Origin of the sequence: Parafrigoribacterium soli (assembly GCF_040227235.1) — a bacterium.
Lineage (GTDB): Bacteria > Actinomycetota > Actinomycetes > Actinomycetales > Microbacteriaceae > Parafrigoribacterium_A > Parafrigoribacterium_A soli.
In genome coordinates this window covers 63,666-82,563 of record NZ_JBELNZ010000001.1, presented here as the reverse complement: position 1 = coordinate 82,563, position 18,898 = coordinate 63,666, and the positions used below count along the sequence as shown (strand labels likewise).

Sequence of the window (18,898 nt, the reverse complement as noted above, 5' to 3'; positions counted from 1 at the left end):
TGAACCTGCCCCGAGAAGGAAGCTGCGACGAGTGAAGGACATCTCTGCGCCAGACTACTAGAATTGATCCAGCGGCTTTGATCCGGCCATCACCGGGGAGCCTTCGGAAGAAAAGTCCTTGTCGTTGATCGCGGATGCGCGGGCGCGGCGGGCACTCGTAGAACCGAACGGGACTGGCCCGTCACAGCCAAGGAACAAGCGGCCGAACCGCACTGCGAGAGCGGAGCGTCGGCAAGCGGGGTGGTACCGCGGCAGGAGCGCTCGAGCACCTGTCGTCCTCGTCAGGAATGACTACGAGGAGCGACATGACCTACCCACGCGGATCCGCCGACGGCGCGCCAGCAGAACCGCTGAGTCCCTCACCGAGCTTTCCCGCGATCGAGCAGGGCATCCTCGCCTTCTGGAAGCGGGACGACACCTTCCAGGCCTCCGTCGAGCAGCGCGAGGGCTGCGAGGAGTGGGTCTTCTACGACGGCCCGCCCTTCGCCAACGGCCTGCCGCACTACGGGCACCTGCTCACCGGCTACGCCAAGGACCTCTTTCCGCGCTACCAGACGATGCGCGGCAAGCAGGTGCACAGGCGCTTCGGCTGGGACACCCACGGCTTGCCCGCCGAGCTCGAGGCCATGCGTCAGCTCGGCATCACCGAGAAGTCGCAGATCGAGGAGATGGGCATCGAGGCGTTCAACCACGCCGCGCGCGGCTCGGTGCTCGCCTACACGAAGGAGTGGGAGGAGTACGTCACCCGCATGGCGCGCTGGGTCGACTTCGAGAACGATTACAAGACTCTCGACGTCACGTTCATGGAGTCCGTGCTGTGGGCTTTCAAGCGTCTCTACGACAAGGGCCTCGCCTACGAGGGCTTTCGGGTGCTGCCGTACTGCTGGCACGACGAGACACCGCTGTCGAACCACGAACTTCGGATGGACGACGACGTCTACAAGATGCGCCAGGACCAGACGGTCACGGTCACCTTCCCGCTGACGGGATCGAAGGCCGAGGACCTCGGTCTGGTCGGCGTGCGAGCTCTCGCCTGGACGACGACGCCGTGGACACTGCCGACCAACCTCGCGCTCGCCGTCGGGCCCGACATCCGCTATTCGCTGGTGCCGTCCGGGCCGCAGGGTGCGGCCGACGGTTCGGCTGCCGGCACCACCCAGTATCTGCTGGCGAACGACACGATCGCCGCGTACGCCAAGGACCTCGGCTATGCGACGCCGGGGGACGCGCTCGCCGCGGTCAGCCGCTCGCTCACGGGCCGCGAACTCGGCGGTGTGCGCTACGAACCGCTCTGGGACTACTACGCGGATGTCGACACCTGGGGCACGGCCAACGCCTGGCAGATCCTCGTGGCCGAGTACGTGGCCACGGGCGAGGGCACCGGCATCGTGCACCAGGCGCCTGCTTACGGTGAAGACGACCAGCTCACCTGCGCCGAGGCGGACATCCCGGTGATCGTGTCGGTCGACGACGGTGGCAAATTCCTGCCGATGTTCGGCGAGATCGCAGGGCTCCAGGTCTTCGACGCGAACAAGCCGATCACGCAGCGACTGCGCGCAGACGGTCGACTGCTGCGGGTCGCGAGCTACGAGCACAGCTACCCGCACTGCTGGCGCTGTCGCAACCCGCTCATCTACAAGGCGGTCTCGAGCTGGTTCATCCGGGTCACCGAGTTCCGCGATCGCATGGGCGAGCTCAACCAGGAGATCACCTGGGTGCCCGAGAACGTCAAGGACGGCCAGTTCGGCAAGTGGATCGCCGGTGCTCGCGACTGGTCGATCTCGCGCAACCGCTACTGGGGCTCGCCGATCCCGATCTGGAAGAGCGACGACCCGAGGTTCCCGCGGGTCGACGTCTACGGTTCGCTCGCGGAGCTTGAGCGCGACTTCGGCACGCTGCCGACCAATGCGGACGGCGAACCCGACCTGCACCGCCCGTTCATCGACGAGCTGACCAGGCCCAACCCCGACGACCCGAGCGGCGCATCCACCATGCGTCGCATCGAGGACGTCTTCGACGTCTGGTTCGATTCGGGCTCCATGCCGTTCGCCCAGGTGCACTATCCCTTCGAGAACGAGGAGTGGTTCGACACCCACAACCCGGCGGACTTCATCGTCGAATACATCGGGCAGACGCGCGGGTGGTTCTACCTCCTGCACGTGCTCTCCACGGCGCTGTTCGATCGGCCTGCCTTCACCAACGTGATCAGCCACGGCATCGTGCTCGGCAGCGACGGCCAGAAGATGTCGAAGTCGCTGCGTAATTATCCGGATGTCTCCGAGGTCTTCGACAGGGACGGCGCGGATGCGATGCGCTGGTTCCTCATGTCGTCCTCCGTCATCCGTGGCGGAAACCTCGTCGTGACCGAGGAGGGAATCCGCGAGGGAGTGCGCCAGCTGCTGCTGCCGCTCTGGAACAGCTACTACTTCTTCAGCCTCTACGCCAACGCCGCCAACGCCGTGGGCCCTGAGCCTGTCGAAGGGCGAACATCCGCGGGCTACGAAGCCACCTGGCGCACCGACTCCACCGACGTGCTCGACCGCTACCTCCTGGCCAAGACCCGCAGGCTCATCGAGGAGGTGACGGCAGACCTCGACGCGCTGGACTCGCCGCTCGCCGCGGTGAAGCTGCGTGACTTCGGCGACGTGCTCACCAATTGGTATGTGCGCAGGAGCCGGGATCGATTCTGGGCAGGCGAGAGCGCCGACGCCTTCGACACCCTGTACACCGTGCTCGAAACCCTCACGAGGGTCGCGGCCCCACTCCTTCCGCTCGTGACGGAGCAGATCTGGAAGGGGCTCACCGGCGGCCGCAGCGTGCACCTGCTCGACTGGCCGGATGCCGCGCTCTTCCCGCGGGCGGACGAGCTCGTCGACGCCATGGACCGCGTGCGCCAGGTCGCATCCTCGGGTCTCGCCCTGCGCAAGGCTCGGGGCCTGCGCGTGCGGCTGCCGCTCGCGGCGCTGACCGTGGTGGTTGAGAACGCGAGTTCCCTCGAGCCCTTCGCCGACATCCTGAGCGATGAGCTGAACGTGAAGAGCGTCGAGCTGCGTGACCTGACGTCCGAGAGTCTCGGCGAGTTCGGCATCAGCAACAAGCTCACCGTCAACGCACGCGCGCTCGGCCCGCGCATCGGCAAGGACGTGCAGCGGGTCATCGCCGCCGCCAAGTCGGGCGACTGGTCCGAGCGAGAGGGAGTCGTCACCGTCGGCGGCTTCGAGCTGCTGCCCGAGGAGTACGAACTCGAGCCGCAGGCCTCCGGCGACGCGCGCGCGATCGCGTTCCTGCCGGGCGGCGGCTTCGAGCTGCTCGACACCGTCACGACACCGGAACTCGAGGCCGAGGGTCTCGCTCGCGACCTCGTGCGGGCGGTTCAGGACAGCCGCAAGGCGGCGAAGCTCGACGTGAGCGACCGCATCGCCCTCACACTGTTCTTCGATTCCCGGGACGAGGCTGCCGCCGTCGAACCGTTCGGCGACATGATCGCAAGCGAGACGCTCGCCGCGCAGTTCGGGATCCTCGCGGCTGACGGCAAGAGCGGCAGTGCCGAAGCCCTCGCCGCGCTGAATGGCACCGTTGACGCGTATCGTTCAGTGGTGAAAGCGGCACAATATGCGAACTCGCACGAGGTGGTCGTCGAGCTGAAGATCATGGGATCGGTCACGAATGTCTAAGAATCACGATGCACACGACCCGGAGCTGAGCGACGACGCCCTGTTCCAGAACGATGCCGATCGCGTCTATCAGGACCTGCTCGACCGGGTCGGCGAACTCGGCCTTCAGCCGAGGCTCGCCCCGACCAGGCGCGTCGTGGAGTTGCTCGGTGACCCGCAGCGGGCGTACCCGATCGTGCACATCACGGGCACCAACGGCAAGACGAGCACGAGCCGCATGATCGAGAGCATCCTGCGCGCTCACGGCCTGCGCACGGGACTGCTGACGAGCCCGCACCTCGTGCGTGTCAACGAGCGCATCGTGATCGACGGCGAGCCGATCTCGAACGAGAGCCTCGTGAACAACTGGCAGGACATTCAGCCGTACGTCGCGATGGTGGATGCGGAGCTCGATGCGGCAGGTGAGGCCCGGCTGACCTTTTTCGAGGCCTTCACCGCCCTCGCCTTCGCGAGCTTCGCGGACGCCCCGGTGGACGTCGCGGTCATCGAGGTCGGCATGGGCGGCGAGTGGGATTCGACCAACGTCGGAGACGGCCAGGTCGCCGTCTTCACCCCGATCGCGCTCGATCACACGAAGCGACTCGGCAGCACTATCGCCGAGATTGCGCGAACCAAGTCCGGCATCATCAAGCCCGCCGCATCCGTCGTCTCGGCCATTCAGACCGCGGATGCCCTGGCCGAGCTGGAGCGCGCGGCAGAGCTCACCGAGTCCTCGCTTTCCGTGCAGGGCACGGCCTTCTCTCTCCTGAGCAACTCCGTCGCCGTGGGCGGACAGGTCATCGCAGTCAAGGGTCTCGCCGGCACCTACGCCGACCTGTTCCTGCCGCTGTTCGGTGATCACCAGGCGCAGAACGCCACCGTCGCGATCGCGGCAGTCGAGGCGTTCCTCGGCGGCGGCACCCAGGCGCTCGCGCAGGACGTCGTGGAGGAGGGCCTCGCCACGGCGACGTCTCCCGGACGACTGCAGGTCATCGGCGTCGAGCCGACGGTGATCATCGATGCCGCGCACAACCCGCACGGCGCCAAGGCGCTCGCGAGCGCGATCGGCACCTACTTCACCTTCGACGACGTCACCGTCGTGCTCGGGGTCCTCGCCGACAAGGATGCACGCGGCATCATCCGCGAGCTCGCGCCGATCGCCACGAGGTTTCAGGTGACGCAGTCGAGCTCCGAGCGGGCGATTCCCGCGGAGCGGCTCGAGGAACTCGTGGCGGAGCTCACCGAGAGCGGCGTGAGCCACGAGTTCGCGGACCTCGAGTCCGCGGTCGGCGAGGCACGGGCGTGGGCCGCCGCGGCGCCGCGCAGGGCCGTGTTGGTCACCGGTTCGATCACCATGATCGGCGACGCCCTCGTGCTCGCCGAGGAGCAGGGCTGGAAGCGGTGACCGAAGCGGGAAGAGCGCCTCGGGTGCGTCGAGAGCGTTCGGCGACCGAGTCGCTGCTGTCGATCGTGCTCGGTCTCGAGGCCGTGCTCATGTTCTTTGTGACACTTGCGGTATTCCGTTTCGACGTACTGCGGCCCACGGTCGCCTTCGGCGGGGGAGCGGCGGTCATCGTCGTAATGCTCGTTGTGAGCCGACTGCTGCGGTACCGCTCGGGCGTGTGGCTGGGCTGGGTCGTGCAGCTCGGTCTCGTCGCGCTCGGGTTCCTCCTGCCGCTGATGTTTTTCATCGGTGCGGGCTTCGCGGCCATCTGGACCTACTGCTTCATCACCGGTGTGCGGCTCGACCGCCGCAACGCGGCCCTGCGCGCCACCGCCGACTCCGAACCGTCCACCCTCCCGTCCACGAGCCATGCTGAGGAGCAATAATGTCCACCACCGTTGAAGAGACCCTGGTGCTGGTGAAGCCGGATGGCGTCGCCCGCAACCTGACCGGCGAGATCCTGCGCCGCATCGAGGCCAAGGGCTATCAGCTCGTCGACGTGCGCCTCGTGCAGGCCGACCGCGACCTGCTCGGCGCGCACTATGCCGAGCACGAGGGCAAGCCGTTCTATGAGCCGCTGATCGAGTTCATGGAGTCCGGTCCGATCGTGGCGCTCCGCATTGCGGGCAATCGCGTGATCGAGGGCTTCCGTTCCCTCGCGGGCACCACCGACCCGAGCACCGCCGCCCCCGGCACCATCCGCGGCGACCTCGGCCGTGACTGGGGCGAGAAGGTGCAGCAGAACCTCGTGCACGGCTCGGACTCGCCGGAGTCCGCCGCGCGCGAGCTCGCCCTCTGGTTCGCCTGACTCGTTCGCTGAGCCTGTCGAAGCGACCGGCGTCTACTCGGTCGGCACCTTATCCAGGAACGCTGCGAAGGCCGCAGCATTCGTCAGGTCGTCGCCCGCAGGCTGCCACTGCACGCCGTTGACAATCACGGTCGGCGTGCCGAGACCGCGGGAATCGGTCCGGAGCGACGAATTGGGGATCGTCGCGTTGCGGGTTCGCGCGGTCGCGGCGCCCACCCAGGCGGCGAACTTCTGTGACTTCACGCACTGACTGAGCTCGTCGCCGCTCGAGCCGGCTCCCTTGAGCACTGAGAGGATCTTGGAGTCGCTGAGGCCGGGCGTGCTCTCTGCGGGCTGGTTGGCGAACAGCGCCGAATTCACGGCGAAGAAGTTGTTGGGATCAGTATTGGCGACGCAGGCGGCGGCATTCGCGGACCTGGCCGAATACTGCGTTCCCTGAGACAGGCTGTCCAGGTTCGCGAGCGGGTGAATCTCGAGCGTGGCCTTGCCACTCGTCACGAGCTGCGTGATCTGCTCCGCGTTCGTCGTCTCGAATTGCTGGCAGTACGGGCACAGGTAGTCCGTGTACGTGACGATGTTGAGCTTGCTCCGATCCTGCTTCGTCACGATCGGATCACCGCCCGCCTTGATTGCAGGGGTGGGCACGGCGGCAAGCTCCGGACCGCTCAGCAGGATGCCGTCGCTGGCCATGTTGGCCGGCCCGGCCGCGTTGCCCGACGGAGTGACCGACTTCGGCTGGTTGACGATGACGAGCATGACGATCGCGGCGATGGCGATGATGGCGAGCCCTACGCCGCCCTGCAGGAAGAGCCTGTTGCGCCTGGTGCGGATGCGTTCGGCTTCGCGGTCCTGGCGCGCCTTCTCGCGTGCCGCCTCGCGGCGGTCCTTCTTGCCCCGATTGCTGGTGCTGCCGGCCGTTGACATCTCGTGCCCTTCGTCGCTGTGCGAGCTGGTGCTACTTCGCCTTGGCGATGCCTTCCACGAATGCCTTGAAGGCCGGGGCGTCGTCCACGCCGCCCGAGTACTGCTGGCCGTCGACGAAGACTGTGGGCGTGCCGCGCAGGGTGGTCGGCTTCACCGTGTTCGGGAACGGCGCGGTCTGCACCCGCGCCGACGCGGCTGTCACCCAGTTCGCGAACTCTTGTTTCTTGACGCAGCTGGTGATCTTGTCGCCGCTGGCCCCGGCATCCTTCAACACCTTGAGGATCTCGGCGTCGGTGCGGCCAGAGGTCGATTCGGCCGGCTGATGCTCGAACAACGCCTGCATGACGGCGTAGAAGTTCTGCGGCTGCTCCTGCGCAACACAGGCCGCGGCATTCGCAGAACGCGTCGAATACTTGTTGCCGAGGGACGAGTTGTCGAGGATCGAGATGGGGTGGATTTCGACGGATGCGAGCCCGCTGTCGACCCACGACTTGATCTGCTGGCCATTGGTGGCTTCGAACGCCTGGCAGACAGGGCACTGGAAGTCGATGTAGGTGACGATGTTCACCGTGTCGCTGTGCTTTGACAGATCGGTGGGAACGGGATCGGCACCCTTCTTGATGCCTGGCGTCTCCACCGCCTTGGTGGTGTTGCCCGCGAGCAGGATGCCGTCACTGATCATGTTGGCAGGTCCAGCGGTGTTGCTCGAGAGCTCGACCGGCTTCGGCTGGTTGACGACGACGAGCATGACGACCGCGGCGATGGCGATGACGGCGAGCCCTACGCCGCCCTGCAGGAAGAGCTTGTTGCGCCTGGTGCGCTTGCGTTCGGCCTCGCGGTCCTGGCGCGCCTTCTCGCGTGCTGCCTCCCGGCGGTCCTTCTTGCCGAGGTTGCTGTTATTGCCGGGTGTTGCCATCTGGCGTATCCGTCACTTTCTGTGCCGCTGTGTAAGGGGTAAACAAGAGAAATAGTGTCAGGTGTGGGCTGACCGTGGCCCGTGAATCAGCTTAGGGCCCGTGCTACCAGTGGTGGATGACGTCGAGTCGCAGCTGGGCGATGACGAACACGATGACGTAGGACGTGAAGGTCAGCAGGGGAACCCAGCCATATGCGGCTCTGAAGAATGCGCGGGCTCGCTCTGGAACGGGAATATGACCGCTCTTGAGGTTGTACAGCGTGACCAGCCAGAAGGTCGGAATCGTCACGGACCAGGTGGCCATGCACCAGGGGCAGAGCGTGGCGAGCGAGAAGATGCTCTGGTAGATCAGCCAGCACACGAGCGCGAGAGCGCCGGCCACGCCGACGTTGAAGGTGAGCCAGAACCCGCGGCCGAACTTCAGCCCGCTGAGCACCATCAGCCCCACCATGATCACGGCGATCCATCCGCCCACGCCGAGCAGCGGGTTGGGGAACCCGAAAAGCGAGCCCTGCCAGGATGCGAGGTTCTTACCGCACTGCACGAGAACACTGAGGTCACAGCTCGGCGCGGTCGCCGGATCGATGAAGGTGCCGACCTTGTCGACGGTGAGGCGCATCGCGGCGAAGAATCCGCCCACGCCGGCCACGATGAGGAACAGCCCGAGGCCGTAGTCGGTGCGCTCGCGAGGTGCGGCGAGCACCGCGAACACCAGTGCGGCGGCCATCAGCACCAGTTCCAGCACATGGAAGACCGTGACGGCGGGCCCCATTACCGCAAGGTACAGAACCCAGACCTCGAAGAGAACGCCGATGCTCAGCACCGCGACCACGGCGAGTCGCCAGCCGTCGCGCAGCGCCGCGCCCGAGAGTTCGGCAGCGGATACGGCGAGGACGATGGCGAACACCACGAGTGCGAAAGCGGATGACGGATAACCGAGTTCGTTGTTCGCGCCGACGAGTGATGAGCCGGCCCCCGCTGCCTCTATCCCTCGAAAAGCCGCAACGGTGGCCAGGAAAGAGATGAGCACGCCGAGACCCGCGACAGGGGCCAGGGCGATCGCCGACGGTTTCGAGTCTGTCTGCGTGAGAATCGGAGGCACTCTCGGATTATTGCATGGTGTCAATGCCGGGATGCTGGCAATGCGTGCGATAATCGACTCAGTTGCCCGAGCCGCGCTCGGAGCAACACCAAGAATGCTTACCGGGTATAAAACCGGGCCGCGAGGATGCGACACATGGTTCAGACAGGGTGCAACAAGAGGAGCACCGTGGGCGCAGCGTGCGCCGCGGAACGCGTGTCGAGTCACACAAACGCGTCGGATAGCCAGTTCCGAACAGCACGGATGAAGACGAGCAGAACCAGAGGGAACGCATACCGCAAGCCGCGGTCGACACCAGCAGTGACGATCACGAGCAGCGCGGCCACAAGCAGTGGAGCAGTGCGCGGCCGGTTCTGGAACGTCAAGGATTAGCGGGGATTCGCCCAGGCGAAGAGCCGCACGAGAGAGTACCCGGCGGGTGGCGCGGATTCCCGCAGCGGGCTAGGAGTGCACCAGCGATGGTGGAGAAAAACGAAGCAAACACCTCAGGAAGCAGTGAGACCGGCAGAAAGCGTGGACGCCTGTTCGGCTCGCGCAAGAAGGCGGTGGATGCTGCAGTAGCGGCGCCGCAGCCCTCGGTGGACGTTCCCAGCGTCACAGAGCCATCTGCCGCCGCCGTCTCGGCGCCAGCCGACTCGGTCAGCAAGCCGGCAGAGCAGGCCGGCACGGAGAGTGCCCCCGCACGCAAGGCGCCGGTCAAGCGCGGCTCCGCTGGGGCATCCGCGGCGCAGAGCGACGAAGCAGCGGTCGGCAACGGACCGGCCGTCGACCCCGTCGAGAAGCAGCCACGAGGCCGCTCGGCTAAGAGCGCTCCGGCTGCGACGCCCACCCGGGCCGTGGCGACGACGTCCCTGCTGTTCCAGGCCCCCGACCTTCCAGAGCTTCCGCAGCGCCCTTCGCGCGGAAACGACTCGCCCGATCGCCACGATGACGGCGACTCGCCCACGGTGCGCCGCCGAGCCCGTCGTCGCAGTGGAGAAGAGGATCGCGGGGACGACGAGAGCACGCCGCCGAACACGGTCGTCAAGGTTCGCACCCCCCGCAAGCAGGCCGAGCCGAGCAACGAACCACAGCGGGTCCGGGGCTCAACCAGGCTCGAGGCCAAGAAGCAGCGCAGGCGTGACGGGCGCGACGCCGGTCGCCGTCGTCCGGTCATCAGCGAGGCCGAGTTCCTCGCGAGGCGCGAGAGCGTCGACCGGGCGATGGTCGTGCGCTCCAAGCACAACCGCATCCAGATCGGCGTGCTCGAAGACGGTGTGCTCGTCGAGCACTATGTCGCGAAGTCGCAGGACGCATCCCTCATCGGGAATGTATATCTCGGTCGCGTGCAGAACGTGCTGCCGAGCATGGAGGCCGCCTTCGTCGACATCGGCCGCGGCCGCAACGCCGTGCTGTACTCCGGCGAGGTGGACTGGGACGCCGCAGCCGAGAACTCTAGCGAGGGCAAGAGCCAGGCGCGCCGCATCGAGCTCGCGCTGAAGCCGGGCGACAAGGTGCTCGTTCAGGTCACCAAGGACCCGGTGGGTCACAAGGGTGCGAGGCTCACGAGCCAGGTCTCGCTCCCGGGCCGCTACCTCGTCTACGTGCCCAATGGTTCGATGAACGGCATCTCCCGCAAGCTGCCGGACACCGAGCGCGCGCGTCTCAAGAAGATCCTCAAGGAGGTGCTCCCCGAGAACGCCGGCGTCATCGTGCGCACGGCCGCCGAAGGTGCGACCGAGGAGCAATTGACCCTCGACGTCAGCCGTCTCACCAAGCAGTGGGCAGAGATCAGCGCCGCCCTCGAGACCGTGCAGGCCCCGGCCCTGTTGCACAGCGAGCCCGACCTGCTGGTCAAGATCGTGCGCGACGTCTTCAACGAGGATTTCCACAAGCTCGTCATCGACGGTGAGGATGCCGAGAGCACGATCTCGACCTACCTCGGGCAGGTTGCTCCGGATCTCATCGACCGCATCCAGAAGTACGAGGGCACCGCGGACTCCTTCGACGAGTACCGCATTTCGGAGCAGATCGAGAAGGCGCTCGATCGCAAGGTCTGGCTGCCGTCGGGCGGTTCGCTCGTCATCGACCGCACCGAAGCGATGACGGTCGTCGACGTCAACACCGGCAAGTTCGTCGGTTCGGGTGGCAACCTCGAAGAGACGGTCACCAAGAACAACCTTGAGGCGGCCGAGGAGATCGTGCGCCAGCTCAGGCTGCGCGACATCGGTGGCATCATCGTTGTCGACTTCATCGACATGGTGCTCGAGTCGAACCGAGACCTCGTACTGCGCAGGCTCGTGGAATGCCTCAGTCGTGACCGCACGAAGCACCAGGTGGCGGAGGTCACTTCGCTCGGTCTCGTGCAGATGACCCGCAAGAAGCTCGGCCTCGGGCTGTTGGAGTCCTTCAGCGAGCCCTGTGAGGTTTGCGCAGGCCGCGGTGTCATCGTGCGCCACGATCCGGTCACCAAGCACCGCCAGACGGCACAGCCCGAGCAGCGCCGTGGGCGCGGCAAGGGTGGCAACGGCTCGGACTCGGGTCGAAACGGATCTTCCGGTTCGCAGCCCAAGAACGGCAACGGCGGAACGCACGCCATCACCGACGACGTGAAGAACGCTCTCGCCCAGATCGCCGCGAGCACGATTCCGCATGCTGCGGAGTCGAGCGCCGAAGATTCCGCGGATGCCGGACAGTCAAGTTCGACGACGTCCGTCTCCGAGGCGCCAGAGGCCCAAGCCGCGGCCGCGGCGTCCACCGACGTGCAGCCGACGGATGCGCCGCCCAGCCAGGCGGAATCCGCCTCGGTGGCCGCAGCGGAGGCCGCGATCGCGATCCTCGACATCCCGGTCAAGAAGAGTGCTCGCGGAGCTCGCAAGATCAGCCCGCACGACGCGGAGCAGATCCTGGACTCCGTGCTCGACGCTCTGCCCGAGCCCAAGCAGCCCGGTCAAGGCCGCTCCAGGGTCTCCCGTCGCGCCTCGAGCGCTGGCACGGTCACGCCGGGCAGCACCGACACCCCGAGCTGATTCAAGCGTGATCGCGGCCGGCCGAAGGGTTGGCCGCGATTCGTTTAAGTGCCGTCGATGCTACGACGATCGCGCTGGGAGACGCGCAGTCCGCTTGCCCGTAGTCGGGTGACCAGGCCGCGCACCGTCACCGGCTCGGCGCCGGCCGCGACGAGTTCGTCGTAGCGGTGCTCCGGCACGTCGTAGTGGTCGAGGTCGAAGCTGCGGCGAGGCAGATTCGTGGCCGCGGCGAAGGCGTGCAACTCCTCAAGCGAGCTGTCGCTCACGACATGCGCCCAGACCGTGCCGTGTGCCGGCCAGATAGGCTGATCGATCAACACGGTCATGATCAAAAGTCTAGACATGGGCGCCGTCGAGACGGGAGCGAAGCGATGTCACGATTTGAGGGTCTGGCTGAGCGCGGCCGCGTGCTGCCGGCGGTCATGGTCGCGGCGGGCATCCTGCTGTTCACGTTTGCGGCACAACTGGTCAGCGGAATGGTCTTCTACGTAACGGCGCTCTTTCAGGGCGCGGGCTACCAGGCTGGCGCGCTCGGTGCCTTCCTTTCGCCGGGATTCCTGCTCGTCACCATTGCATACAGCGTGGGCGTGTTCGCCGTGATCTGGCTGTTCGCGCCGTTGTTCGCGGCGCTGCGACTGGGCCGTGTGATCGCGCAATCGCTTCTCGCGGCGGCAGGCGGCGTCGTCCTCGCGTTCCTGGTGTACTTCGCGATGGGCATGCTGTCGTGGCTCGCCAACGCGAACTTCTTCTCCAACAGCCTCGGACAGGCCACCGATTCGTTCTTCCGCGACGGGGGCAACGCATTCCTTGTCGCCGTCTCGTCGACACTCGGTCAGGGCGTTAATGTCCTTCCGCTGACCGTTCTGGCCGTAGTCTTGACGTGGAGTTGGCTCGTTCGGCACCCGATGTTCGAGCGCGAAGCGGCCCCCTCGACCGAGGTTTGACCGGTTCGAGAATCTTCGAGTAGTATTGACCCTTGGTGTGTGCTGGGCTGAGCCCGCTGTTCTGCGCCAAGAGACTTCTCTCACATAGTTAGGGTTACCAAGTGGTTTACGCAGTTGTGCGCGCCGGCGGTCGGCAGGAAAAGGTTGAGGTTGGCACGGTTGTCGTGCTCGACCGCATCAAGGCCGACAAGGATGGAAATATCGAGCTGGCCCCCGTGCTGCTCGTCGACGGCAGCAGCATCACGCATGACGCCAAGGATCTCGCGAAGGTCACGGTGACCGCGCAGGTCGTCGGCGACGAGCGCGGCCCGAAGATCGTCATCCAGAAGTTCAAGAACAAGACCGGGTACAAGAAGCGCCAGGGCCACCGCCAGGAGCTCACCCGCGTCAAGATCACCAGCATCAAGTAGCTCTCACACGTTTAGGGACTTTCGAAATGGCACACAAAAAGGGCGCAAGCTCCACTCGTAACGGTCGCGACTCCAACGCTCAGCGCCTCGGCGTGAAGCGCTTCGGCGGCCAGGTCGTCGGTGCGGGCGAGATCATCGTCCGCCAGCGCGGCACCCACTTCCACCCCGGCGTCAACGTCGGCCGTGGCGGAGACGACACGCTGTTCGCCCTCGCCGCCGGTGCGGTCGAGTTCGGCGCCAAGGGCGGCCGCAAGGTCGTCAACATCGTGGACGTACCCGCCTGATTTTCACAGTTGTTCGGGTTCTGGCGAGCTTCGGCTCGCCTGAACTCTTTAAGCGGCCAATCGTTGGCGCGCGGATGCGGACACACATATTTGAGTAACGCCCACAGTCAAGAGCTGTGAGCAGCCGGGATTCGGCAGAAGGGACGCGAGCATGGCTACCTTCGTCGACCAGGTGACACTGCATCTCAACGCCGGAGACGGCGGCGATGGCTGCGTCTCGGTCAAGCGTGAGAAGTTCAAGCCGCTGGCCGGTCCGGACGGTGGTAATGGCGGAGACGGTGGCGACATCGTGCTCGAGAGCGACCTGCAGACCACGACGCTGCTCGGATTCCATCGCGCGCCGCATCGCAAGTCCGATAAGGGCGGCCCTGGCATGGGCGACCACCGCAACGGTGGCGACGGCGAGGAGCTCGTGCTCTCGGTCCCCGTCGGCACGGTCGTCAAGGACACCGACGGCAACCAGCTCATCGACCTCAGCGAACCGGGGATGCGATTCGTCGTCGCTCCGGGCGGCCAGGGCGGCCTCGGCAACGCGGCACTCGCCTCCACGAAGCGCAAGGCACCGGGGTTCGCCCTGCTCGGCACGCCGGGCTGGGAGGGCGATGTCCTCCTCGAGCTGAAGGTCGTCGCCGATGTCGCCTTCGTCGGCTACCCCTCGGCGGGTAAGTCGAGCCTCGTCGCCGCGATTTCCGCCGCCAAGCCCAAGATCGCCGACTACCCGTTCACCACCCTGCACCCGAACCTCGGTGTGGTGCAGGCCGGTGAGACCCGCTACACCGTGGCGGATGTCCCCGGCCTGATCGAGGGAGCGAGCGAGGGCAAGGGTCTCGGCCTTGAGTTCCTGCGCCACGTCGAGCGCTGCACCGCGCTGTTGCACGTGCTGGACTGTGCCACGCTCGATCCGGGCCGCGACCCCATCAGCGATCTCGACGTCATCCTCGGCGAACTCGCTGCCTATCCCGTTCCGGAAGGCCAGGTTCCCCTGGTCGAACGACCGCAGCTCATCGCCCTCAACAAGGTCGATGTGCCCGAGGGGCGCGACCTCGCCGACCTCGTCACGCCCGAGCTTGAGTCCCGCGGATACCGCGTCTTCGAGGTCTCCGCGGTCAGTCGCGACGGGCTTCGCGAACTGTCCTATGCGCTGGGCGAGCTCGTGCAGGCCGACCGTGTCGCGGCGGCCGCGCAGCCGGTCGCTCCTCGCATCGTGCTGCGGCCGAAGGCCTCGGATGACGCCGGCTTCACGGTGAAGGTCGAGGGCGGCTCTGGCGGCAACGTCTACCGCATCATCGGCGGAAAGCCCGAGCGCTGGGTGGCCCAGACCAACTTCACCAACGAGGAGGCGATCGGGTTCCTCGCCGACCGCCTCGCCAAGGCCGGCGTCGAGAACGCGCTGTTCAAGGCTGGCGCCGTTGCCGGATCCACCGTCATCATCGGCCCCGGCCACGGTGTGGTCTTCGACTGGGAGCCGACGCTGACCTCGACGGCCGAGTTGCTCACCGCTCCTCGTGGCACAGATCCTCGGCTGGTGCAGAACGATCGCGCCACGAACAAGACGCGCAGGCAGAACTACCTCGAGCGGATGGACGCGAAAGCTGCGGCACGGGCTGAGCTGATTCGTGAGCGCGAGGCCGGCATCTGGAATGATGATGAGGGCTTCGCGATCAATCGGACCGCCGACGCCAGCGCCGAGACCCAGCACGAGGATGATTCGCCCACAGATGTCGACTGAGACAACCCACACGACCGACACCGGCACTCTGACCGTTGTGCGCACCATCGCCTCGCGGGAGCAGATCCCCGAGGCGCGGCGTGTGGTCGTCAAGGTCGGTTCCTCCTCGGTCAGTGGGCTCAACACGGCTCAGATCGGCCCGCTCATCGATGCCCTCTCTGCCGCACACGGGCGCGGCGTCGAAGTGATCCTTGTGTCGTCCGGCGCCATCGCGACGGGCATCCCGTACCTCAAGCTCGACGCACGCCCCACCGACCTCGCCACCCAGCAGGCCGCCGCGGCCGTGGGGCAGAATGTGCTCATCTACCGCTACCAGGAGAGCCTGGACCGCTACAAGATCGTCGCTGGGCAGGTGTTGCTCACCGCCGGCGACCTCGAGAACCCGACCCACCGCAGCAATGCGCGGCGGGCCATGGAGCGGCTGCTCGGCCTGCGCATTCTGCCGATCGTGAACGAGAACGACACCGTCGCCACCCACGAGATCCGCTTCGGCGACAACGACAGGCTGGCGGCGCTCGTCTCCCAGCTCGTGCACGCCGAACTGCTCGTGCTGCTCTCGGATGTTGACGCCCTCTACACGAGGCCGCCGAGCGAGGCCGGGGCCGAGCGCATTGATCGCGTGTCGGCGGACGACGACCTCGCGGGAGTCGAATTCGGCGGCATCGGCAACACCGGAGTCGGCACCGGGGGAGCGGCGACCAAGGTGGCCGCGGCGAAGCTCGCCGCCCGATCCGGTACCGCGGTGCTGCTCGCTTCGACGGCGGATGTCGCTGCCGCGCTCACCGGCGAACCAGTCGGCACCTGGTTCGACGCGTCACCGAGCGCCGACTAACCCCGCGCCGCCTGGCTCCGCGGCTTCGACGCTCATCGGTGGCACGATCGGGAGTGCCGCGAGTGGTGCGGCGGCGGCGACGAGGAAGGCGAGCGGATATCCGATCGCCGTGATGAGCGCCCCCATGACCGGCCCGACCACGGACGCCGCGAGGAACTGTCCGGTGTTCTGCGCCCCGAGAGCGCGCCCCGCCCACCCCATCCCGGCGAGCTCCGCGACGGAGGTGTAGGCGAGCCCGTTATCGGCGACGCTCGCGCAGCTGGCGAGAAGGTAGGCCGCGACGACGAGTGCGGCAGGAGCGTGCGACCCGGTGAGCCCCACGCCGGCCATGGTCACCACGGCCGAAGCCGCCACCCAGCGCAGTGGTCGCAGCCGCGAGCCCAGCCGATCGCTGAGCACGCCAACGCCTATGCGCCCGAGAGCTCCGACGAACTGTGCGAGCCCGAGCAGCGTGCCGGCCGCGAGGGGAGTCCAGTGCTGCTCGGCCACGAGCCACACGAGACCGAAGATCGACAGAGTGAACTGGGGCACGACGAGCAGCGCCGACGCCAGGTGGATCCGGAGAAGCGCGGCGCTTGCCCGGTAGGGGTTCACAGCAGCACCGGCGACGCGAGGTGCGGGCGTGCGCATGGGATTCACGATCCACAGCGCACACGCCACCGCGCACAGTGCGGTGAGCAGGGCACCGACGAGGATCGCCGCAGCAGCGCCCGTAGAGGCCGCGAGCGTGGGCACCGTGACGGCAGCGACGGCCACGCCGAGCGGCTGGCAGGTCTGCCGGATGCCCATGGCGAGTCCACGACGCCTGGCCGGGAACCAGCCGATCACCACGCGGCCGCTCGCCGCGTTGGTGGATGCCGCGGACATCCCGGCGAGGACGAGACAAACCCCGAGCAATGGCATCGTTGCGGCCGGTTGGTCGCGAAGCCCGACGGAGGCGGCAGCCGCCGCTACCGTGCTGAGGGCGGTGAGCGCGAGACCGCCGCTCAGAACCCAGCGTTCGCCGAAACGATCTGTCACGGCGCCCCAGGCCACGAGCGTAAGCACCATTCCGAACGTCGGGAGCGCCGCGAGCAGGCCCGCCTGCGCAAGGCCGAGTCCGAGTTCGGTGTGCAGGAGTGGAATGAGGAGCGCCGGGGTGGTGACGACGAAGGTGCCCGAGGCCTGGGCGGCGACCCCGATGCCGAGCATCAGCCACGGTCGCGGGCGGTGTGCGATTCGTGCCGTGTTCGGGGAGCGGCGTGCGCCCGAGCGAGTCAGCTGGTCCATCCGCCGACTCTAGGGTATGCCCAGCTGGTATACCAAACTTCGTCCTACACTGTGAGCATGTCAGACACCCTCGTCTCCACACAGAGCCTCACGGAGCGACTTTCGGCCGCCCGCGGCGCCTCCATTCCCCTTGCGACCGCGACGACCGACCTCAAGAACAGCGCGCTCGAGGCGATCGCGACCGGCATCCTCGACAATGCGACCGCCATCATCGACGCCAACGCGCTCGACCTCGCCAACGGCCGCGGCAACGGGTTGAGCGCCGCACTGCAGGACAGACTGCGGCTGGATGAGGCGCGCCTGGCCGGACTGGCCGACGCGGTGCGCCAGATCATCGCGCTCGTCGACCCGGTCGGCGAGTCCGTACGCGGACAGACCCTGCCGAACGGCCTGCGCATCAATGAGGTGCGCGTTCCCTTCGGTGTCGTCGGCGTCATCTACGAGGCGCGGCCCAACGTGACCATCGACATCGCCGCCCTCGCCCTGAAGAGCGGCAACGCCGCCGTGCTGCGCGGTGGGAGCGCAGCCGAGAACACCAACCGTGTGCTCGTCGGGATCATCCAGGAGGCGCTCGGTTCGGTGGGACTGCCCTCGGATGCCGTGCAGACCATCGATGAGTTCGGTCGCGATGGTGCCAGGGAACTCATGCAGGCCCGAGGCTACGTCGACGTGCTCATCCCGCGGGGGAGCGCCAACCTGATCAACACCGTCGTCGCCGAGTCCAAGGTCCCCGTGATCGAGACCGGGGCGGGCGTCGTGCACATCTTCCTCGACGAGTCGGCCGAGGCGAACACGGCCGTGGACATCGTGCACAATTCGAAGGTGCAGCGACCAAGCGTCTGCAACGCGCTCGAGACCCTGCTGGTGCACGAGGCATCCGCCCAACGCCTCCTGCCGCCCGTGCTGCAGCGGCTGCGCGAGGCAGGCGTGACCGTCCACGCCGACGAGCGGGCGCGCGCGATCTTTGCGGATGCCGTGCCCACCACCGAAGAGGACTGGTCGATCGAGCACATGTCGCTCGACATCTCGGTGGCGGTGGTCGACGACCTGGACGCAGCGATCGATCACATCCGGCGTTACTCGACCCATCACACCGAATCGATCATCACCAATGACTTCGCGAACGCGGAGCGGTTCCTCGCCGAGGTGGATTCGGCGGTCGTCATGGTGAATGCCTCGACGCGGTTCACCGATGGCGGCGAATTCGGCTTCGGCGCCGAGGTGGGCATCTCGACGCAGAAACTGCATGCCCGCGGTCCGATGGGCCTCGGTGAATTGACGAGCACCAAGTGGGTTGTGCGCGGCTCGGGACAGATCCGCGGCTAGATTAGCGGCTAGATTAGACGTGCTCGTCTGAACAGTTGACGTGCGTGAGCGTGTGAACGGAGAAGCGGAATGTCGTTGCTGAATTCGGTGGTCGCTGCGGCGACCGAGACCCAGCTGGTCGCGCCGACGTGGGTCTTTCCCATCGTTGCCGCTTCGGCGTTCATCGCTCTCGGCTTCATCACCTGGAGCTACCGCGATGTGGCCAACCGGCACAGCGACAGGGTGCGCAGCGGGGCCAGCCACCACTAG

General features: G+C 66.7%; 17 protein-coding genes. 12 read left to right on the top strand and 5 right to left on the bottom strand.

The window, feature by feature from the left end:
• Positions 1–305 precede the first annotated feature (305 nt).
• Genes ileS through ndk form a run of 4 tightly spaced genes read left to right on the top strand, consistent with a single transcriptional unit; the run spans position 306 to position 5,905 of the window.
• Entirely contained in the window at positions 306–3,674 is a 3,369-nt protein-coding gene (gene ileS / locus ABUA37_RS00395) for an isoleucine--tRNA ligase (RefSeq protein ID WP_349897126.1), read from the top strand.
• Positions 3,667–5,058, top strand: a complete 1,392-nt coding sequence (locus ABUA37_RS00390; protein ID WP_349897125.1) for a bifunctional folylpolyglutamate synthase/dihydrofolate synthase — start codon at positions 3,667–3,669, stop codon at positions 5,056–5,058. The genes ileS and ABUA37_RS00390 overlap by 8 nt, the downstream gene beginning before the upstream one ends.
• A gap of 23 nt (positions 5,059–5,081) precedes the next feature.
• A complete protein-coding gene (locus ABUA37_RS00385; protein ID WP_349897124.1) occupies positions 5,082–5,483 on the top strand; it encodes a DUF4233 domain-containing protein in 402 nt (133 codons plus the stop codon).
• On the top strand, positions 5,483–5,905 hold the full coding sequence (ndk, locus tag ABUA37_RS00380) for a nucleoside-diphosphate kinase (protein ID WP_349897123.1): 423 nt from the start codon (positions 5,483–5,485) through the stop codon (positions 5,903–5,905). Before ABUA37_RS00385 ends, ndk begins: the two co-directional genes overlap by 1 nt.
• A 33-nt stretch (positions 5,906–5,938) precedes the next feature.
• On the opposite strand, the gene ABUA37_RS00375 is transcribed toward ndk, so the two are convergent.
• From ABUA37_RS00375 to ABUA37_RS00365, 3 genes are all read right to left on the bottom strand, one after another.
• Positions 5,939–6,829 carry a DsbA family protein gene (locus ABUA37_RS00375; protein WP_349897122.1) on the bottom strand — a complete coding sequence of 297 codons (891 nt, stop codon included), beginning with the start codon at positions 6,827–6,829 and terminating at the stop codon, positions 5,939–5,941.
• Positions 6,830–6,860: 31 nt separating this feature from the next.
• Positions 6,861–7,745, bottom strand: a complete 885-nt coding sequence (locus ABUA37_RS00370; protein ID WP_349897121.1) for a DsbA family protein — start codon at positions 7,743–7,745, stop codon at positions 6,861–6,863.
• A gap of 103 nt (positions 7,746–7,848) precedes the next feature.
• Positions 7,849–8,847 carry a vitamin K epoxide reductase family protein gene (locus tag ABUA37_RS00365; RefSeq protein WP_349897120.1) on the bottom strand — a complete coding sequence of 333 codons (999 nt, stop codon included), beginning with the start codon at positions 8,845–8,847 and terminating at the stop codon, positions 7,849–7,851.
• A 458-nt stretch (positions 8,848–9,305) separates the two neighbouring features.
• Here ABUA37_RS00365 and ABUA37_RS00360 point away from each other — a divergent pair, with 458 nt between their 5' ends.
• Positions 9,306–11,855, top strand: coding sequence for an Rne/Rng family ribonuclease (locus ABUA37_RS00360; protein ID WP_349897119.1), 2,550 nt, complete (start codon positions 9,306–9,308; stop codon positions 11,853–11,855).
• Positions 11,856–11,899: 44 nt separating this feature from the next.
• Here the strand turns inward: ABUA37_RS00360 and ABUA37_RS00355 are convergent, their stop codons facing one another.
• The gene (locus tag ABUA37_RS00355; protein ID WP_349897118.1) at positions 11,900–12,181 is read right to left on the bottom strand and encodes a DUF4031 domain-containing protein; all 282 of its coding nucleotides are present in this window, start codon (positions 12,179–12,181) and stop codon (positions 11,900–11,902) included.
• Between the two features lie 45 nt (positions 12,182–12,226).
• Between ABUA37_RS00355 and ABUA37_RS00350 the strand changes: the two genes are divergently transcribed.
• From ABUA37_RS00350 to proB, 5 genes are all read left to right on the top strand, one after another.
• Positions 12,227–12,799: a hypothetical protein gene (locus tag ABUA37_RS00350; protein WP_349897117.1), complete on the top strand. Its 573-nt coding sequence runs from the start codon at positions 12,227–12,229 to the stop codon at positions 12,797–12,799.
• Positions 12,800–12,900: 101 nt separating this feature from the next.
• Positions 12,901–13,209 (top strand): 50S ribosomal protein L21, encoded by a 309-nt coding sequence (rplU, locus tag ABUA37_RS00345; protein ID WP_349897116.1) that lies wholly within the window; start codon positions 12,901–12,903, stop codon positions 13,207–13,209.
• 26 nt (positions 13,210–13,235) lie between these two features.
• A complete protein-coding gene (gene rpmA, locus ABUA37_RS00340; RefSeq protein WP_325520454.1) occupies positions 13,236–13,493 on the top strand; it encodes a 50S ribosomal protein L27 in 258 nt (85 codons plus the stop codon).
• 151 nt (positions 13,494–13,644) lie between these two features.
• Complete coding sequence (gene obgE, locus ABUA37_RS00335; protein ID WP_349897115.1) at positions 13,645–15,222, top strand: GTPase ObgE; 1,578 nt, start codon at positions 13,645–13,647, stop codon at positions 15,220–15,222.
• On the top strand, positions 15,212–16,054 hold the full coding sequence (proB, locus tag ABUA37_RS00330) for a glutamate 5-kinase (RefSeq protein ID WP_349897114.1): 843 nt from the start codon (positions 15,212–15,214) through the stop codon (positions 16,052–16,054). The genes obgE and proB overlap by 11 nt, the downstream gene beginning before the upstream one ends.
• Here proB and ABUA37_RS00325 read toward each other — a convergent pair.
• Positions 16,037–17,323, bottom strand: a complete 1,287-nt coding sequence (locus ABUA37_RS00325) for an MFS transporter (RefSeq protein ID WP_349897113.1) — start codon at positions 17,321–17,323, stop codon at positions 16,037–16,039. The two genes, proB and ABUA37_RS00325, sit on opposite strands and share 18 nt — an antisense overlap.
• Positions 17,324–17,380: 57 nt before the next feature.
• Between ABUA37_RS00325 and ABUA37_RS00320 the strand changes: the two genes are divergently transcribed.
• Both ABUA37_RS00320 and ABUA37_RS00315 read left to right on the top strand, forming a co-directional pair.
• Entirely contained in the window at positions 17,381–18,649 is a 1,269-nt protein-coding gene (locus ABUA37_RS00320) for a glutamate-5-semialdehyde dehydrogenase (protein WP_349897112.1), read from the top strand.
• Between the two features lie 69 nt (positions 18,650–18,718).
• Positions 18,719–18,898 carry a hypothetical protein gene (locus ABUA37_RS00315; protein WP_349897111.1) on the top strand — a complete coding sequence of 60 codons (180 nt, stop codon included), beginning with the start codon at positions 18,719–18,721 and terminating at the stop codon, positions 18,896–18,898.

Coding starts and splice junctions, on each gene's coding strand:
- rpmA (WP_325520454.1), top strand. CDS start 13,236: ATGGCACACAAAAAGGGCGCAAGCTCCACTCGTAACGGTCGCGACTCC.
- obgE (WP_349897115.1), top strand. CDS start 13,645: ATGGCTACCTTCGTCGACCAGGTGACACTGCATCTCAACGCCGGAGAC.
- ABUA37_RS00325 (WP_349897113.1), bottom strand. CDS start 17,323: ATGGACCAGCTGACTCGCTCGGGCGCACGCCGCTCCCCGAACACGGCA.
- ABUA37_RS00355 (WP_349897118.1), bottom strand. CDS start 12,181: ATGACCGTGTTGATCGATCAGCCTATCTGGCCGGCACACGGCACGGTC.
- ABUA37_RS00375 (WP_349897122.1), bottom strand. CDS start 6,829: ATGTCAACGGCCGGCAGCACCAGCAATCGGGGCAAGAAGGACCGCCGC.
- ABUA37_RS00315 (WP_349897111.1), top strand. CDS start 18,719: ATGTCGTTGCTGAATTCGGTGGTCGCTGCGGCGACCGAGACCCAGCTG.
- proB (WP_349897114.1), top strand. CDS start 15,212: ATGTCGACTGAGACAACCCACACGACCGACACCGGCACTCTGACCGTT.
- ileS (WP_349897126.1), top strand. CDS start 306: ATGACCTACCCACGCGGATCCGCCGACGGCGCGCCAGCAGAACCGCTG.
- ABUA37_RS00370 (WP_349897121.1), bottom strand. CDS start 7,745: ATGGCAACACCCGGCAATAACAGCAACCTCGGCAAGAAGGACCGCCGG.
- ndk (WP_349897123.1), top strand. CDS start 5,483: ATGTCCACCACCGTTGAAGAGACCCTGGTGCTGGTGAAGCCGGATGGC.
- ABUA37_RS00390 (WP_349897125.1), top strand. CDS start 3,667: ATGTCTAAGAATCACGATGCACACGACCCGGAGCTGAGCGACGACGCC.
- ABUA37_RS00350 (WP_349897117.1), top strand. CDS start 12,227: ATGTCACGATTTGAGGGTCTGGCTGAGCGCGGCCGCGTGCTGCCGGCG.
- ABUA37_RS00360 (WP_349897119.1), top strand. CDS start 9,306: ATGGTGGAGAAAAACGAAGCAAACACCTCAGGAAGCAGTGAGACCGGC.
- ABUA37_RS00320 (WP_349897112.1), top strand. CDS start 17,381: ATGTCAGACACCCTCGTCTCCACACAGAGCCTCACGGAGCGACTTTCG.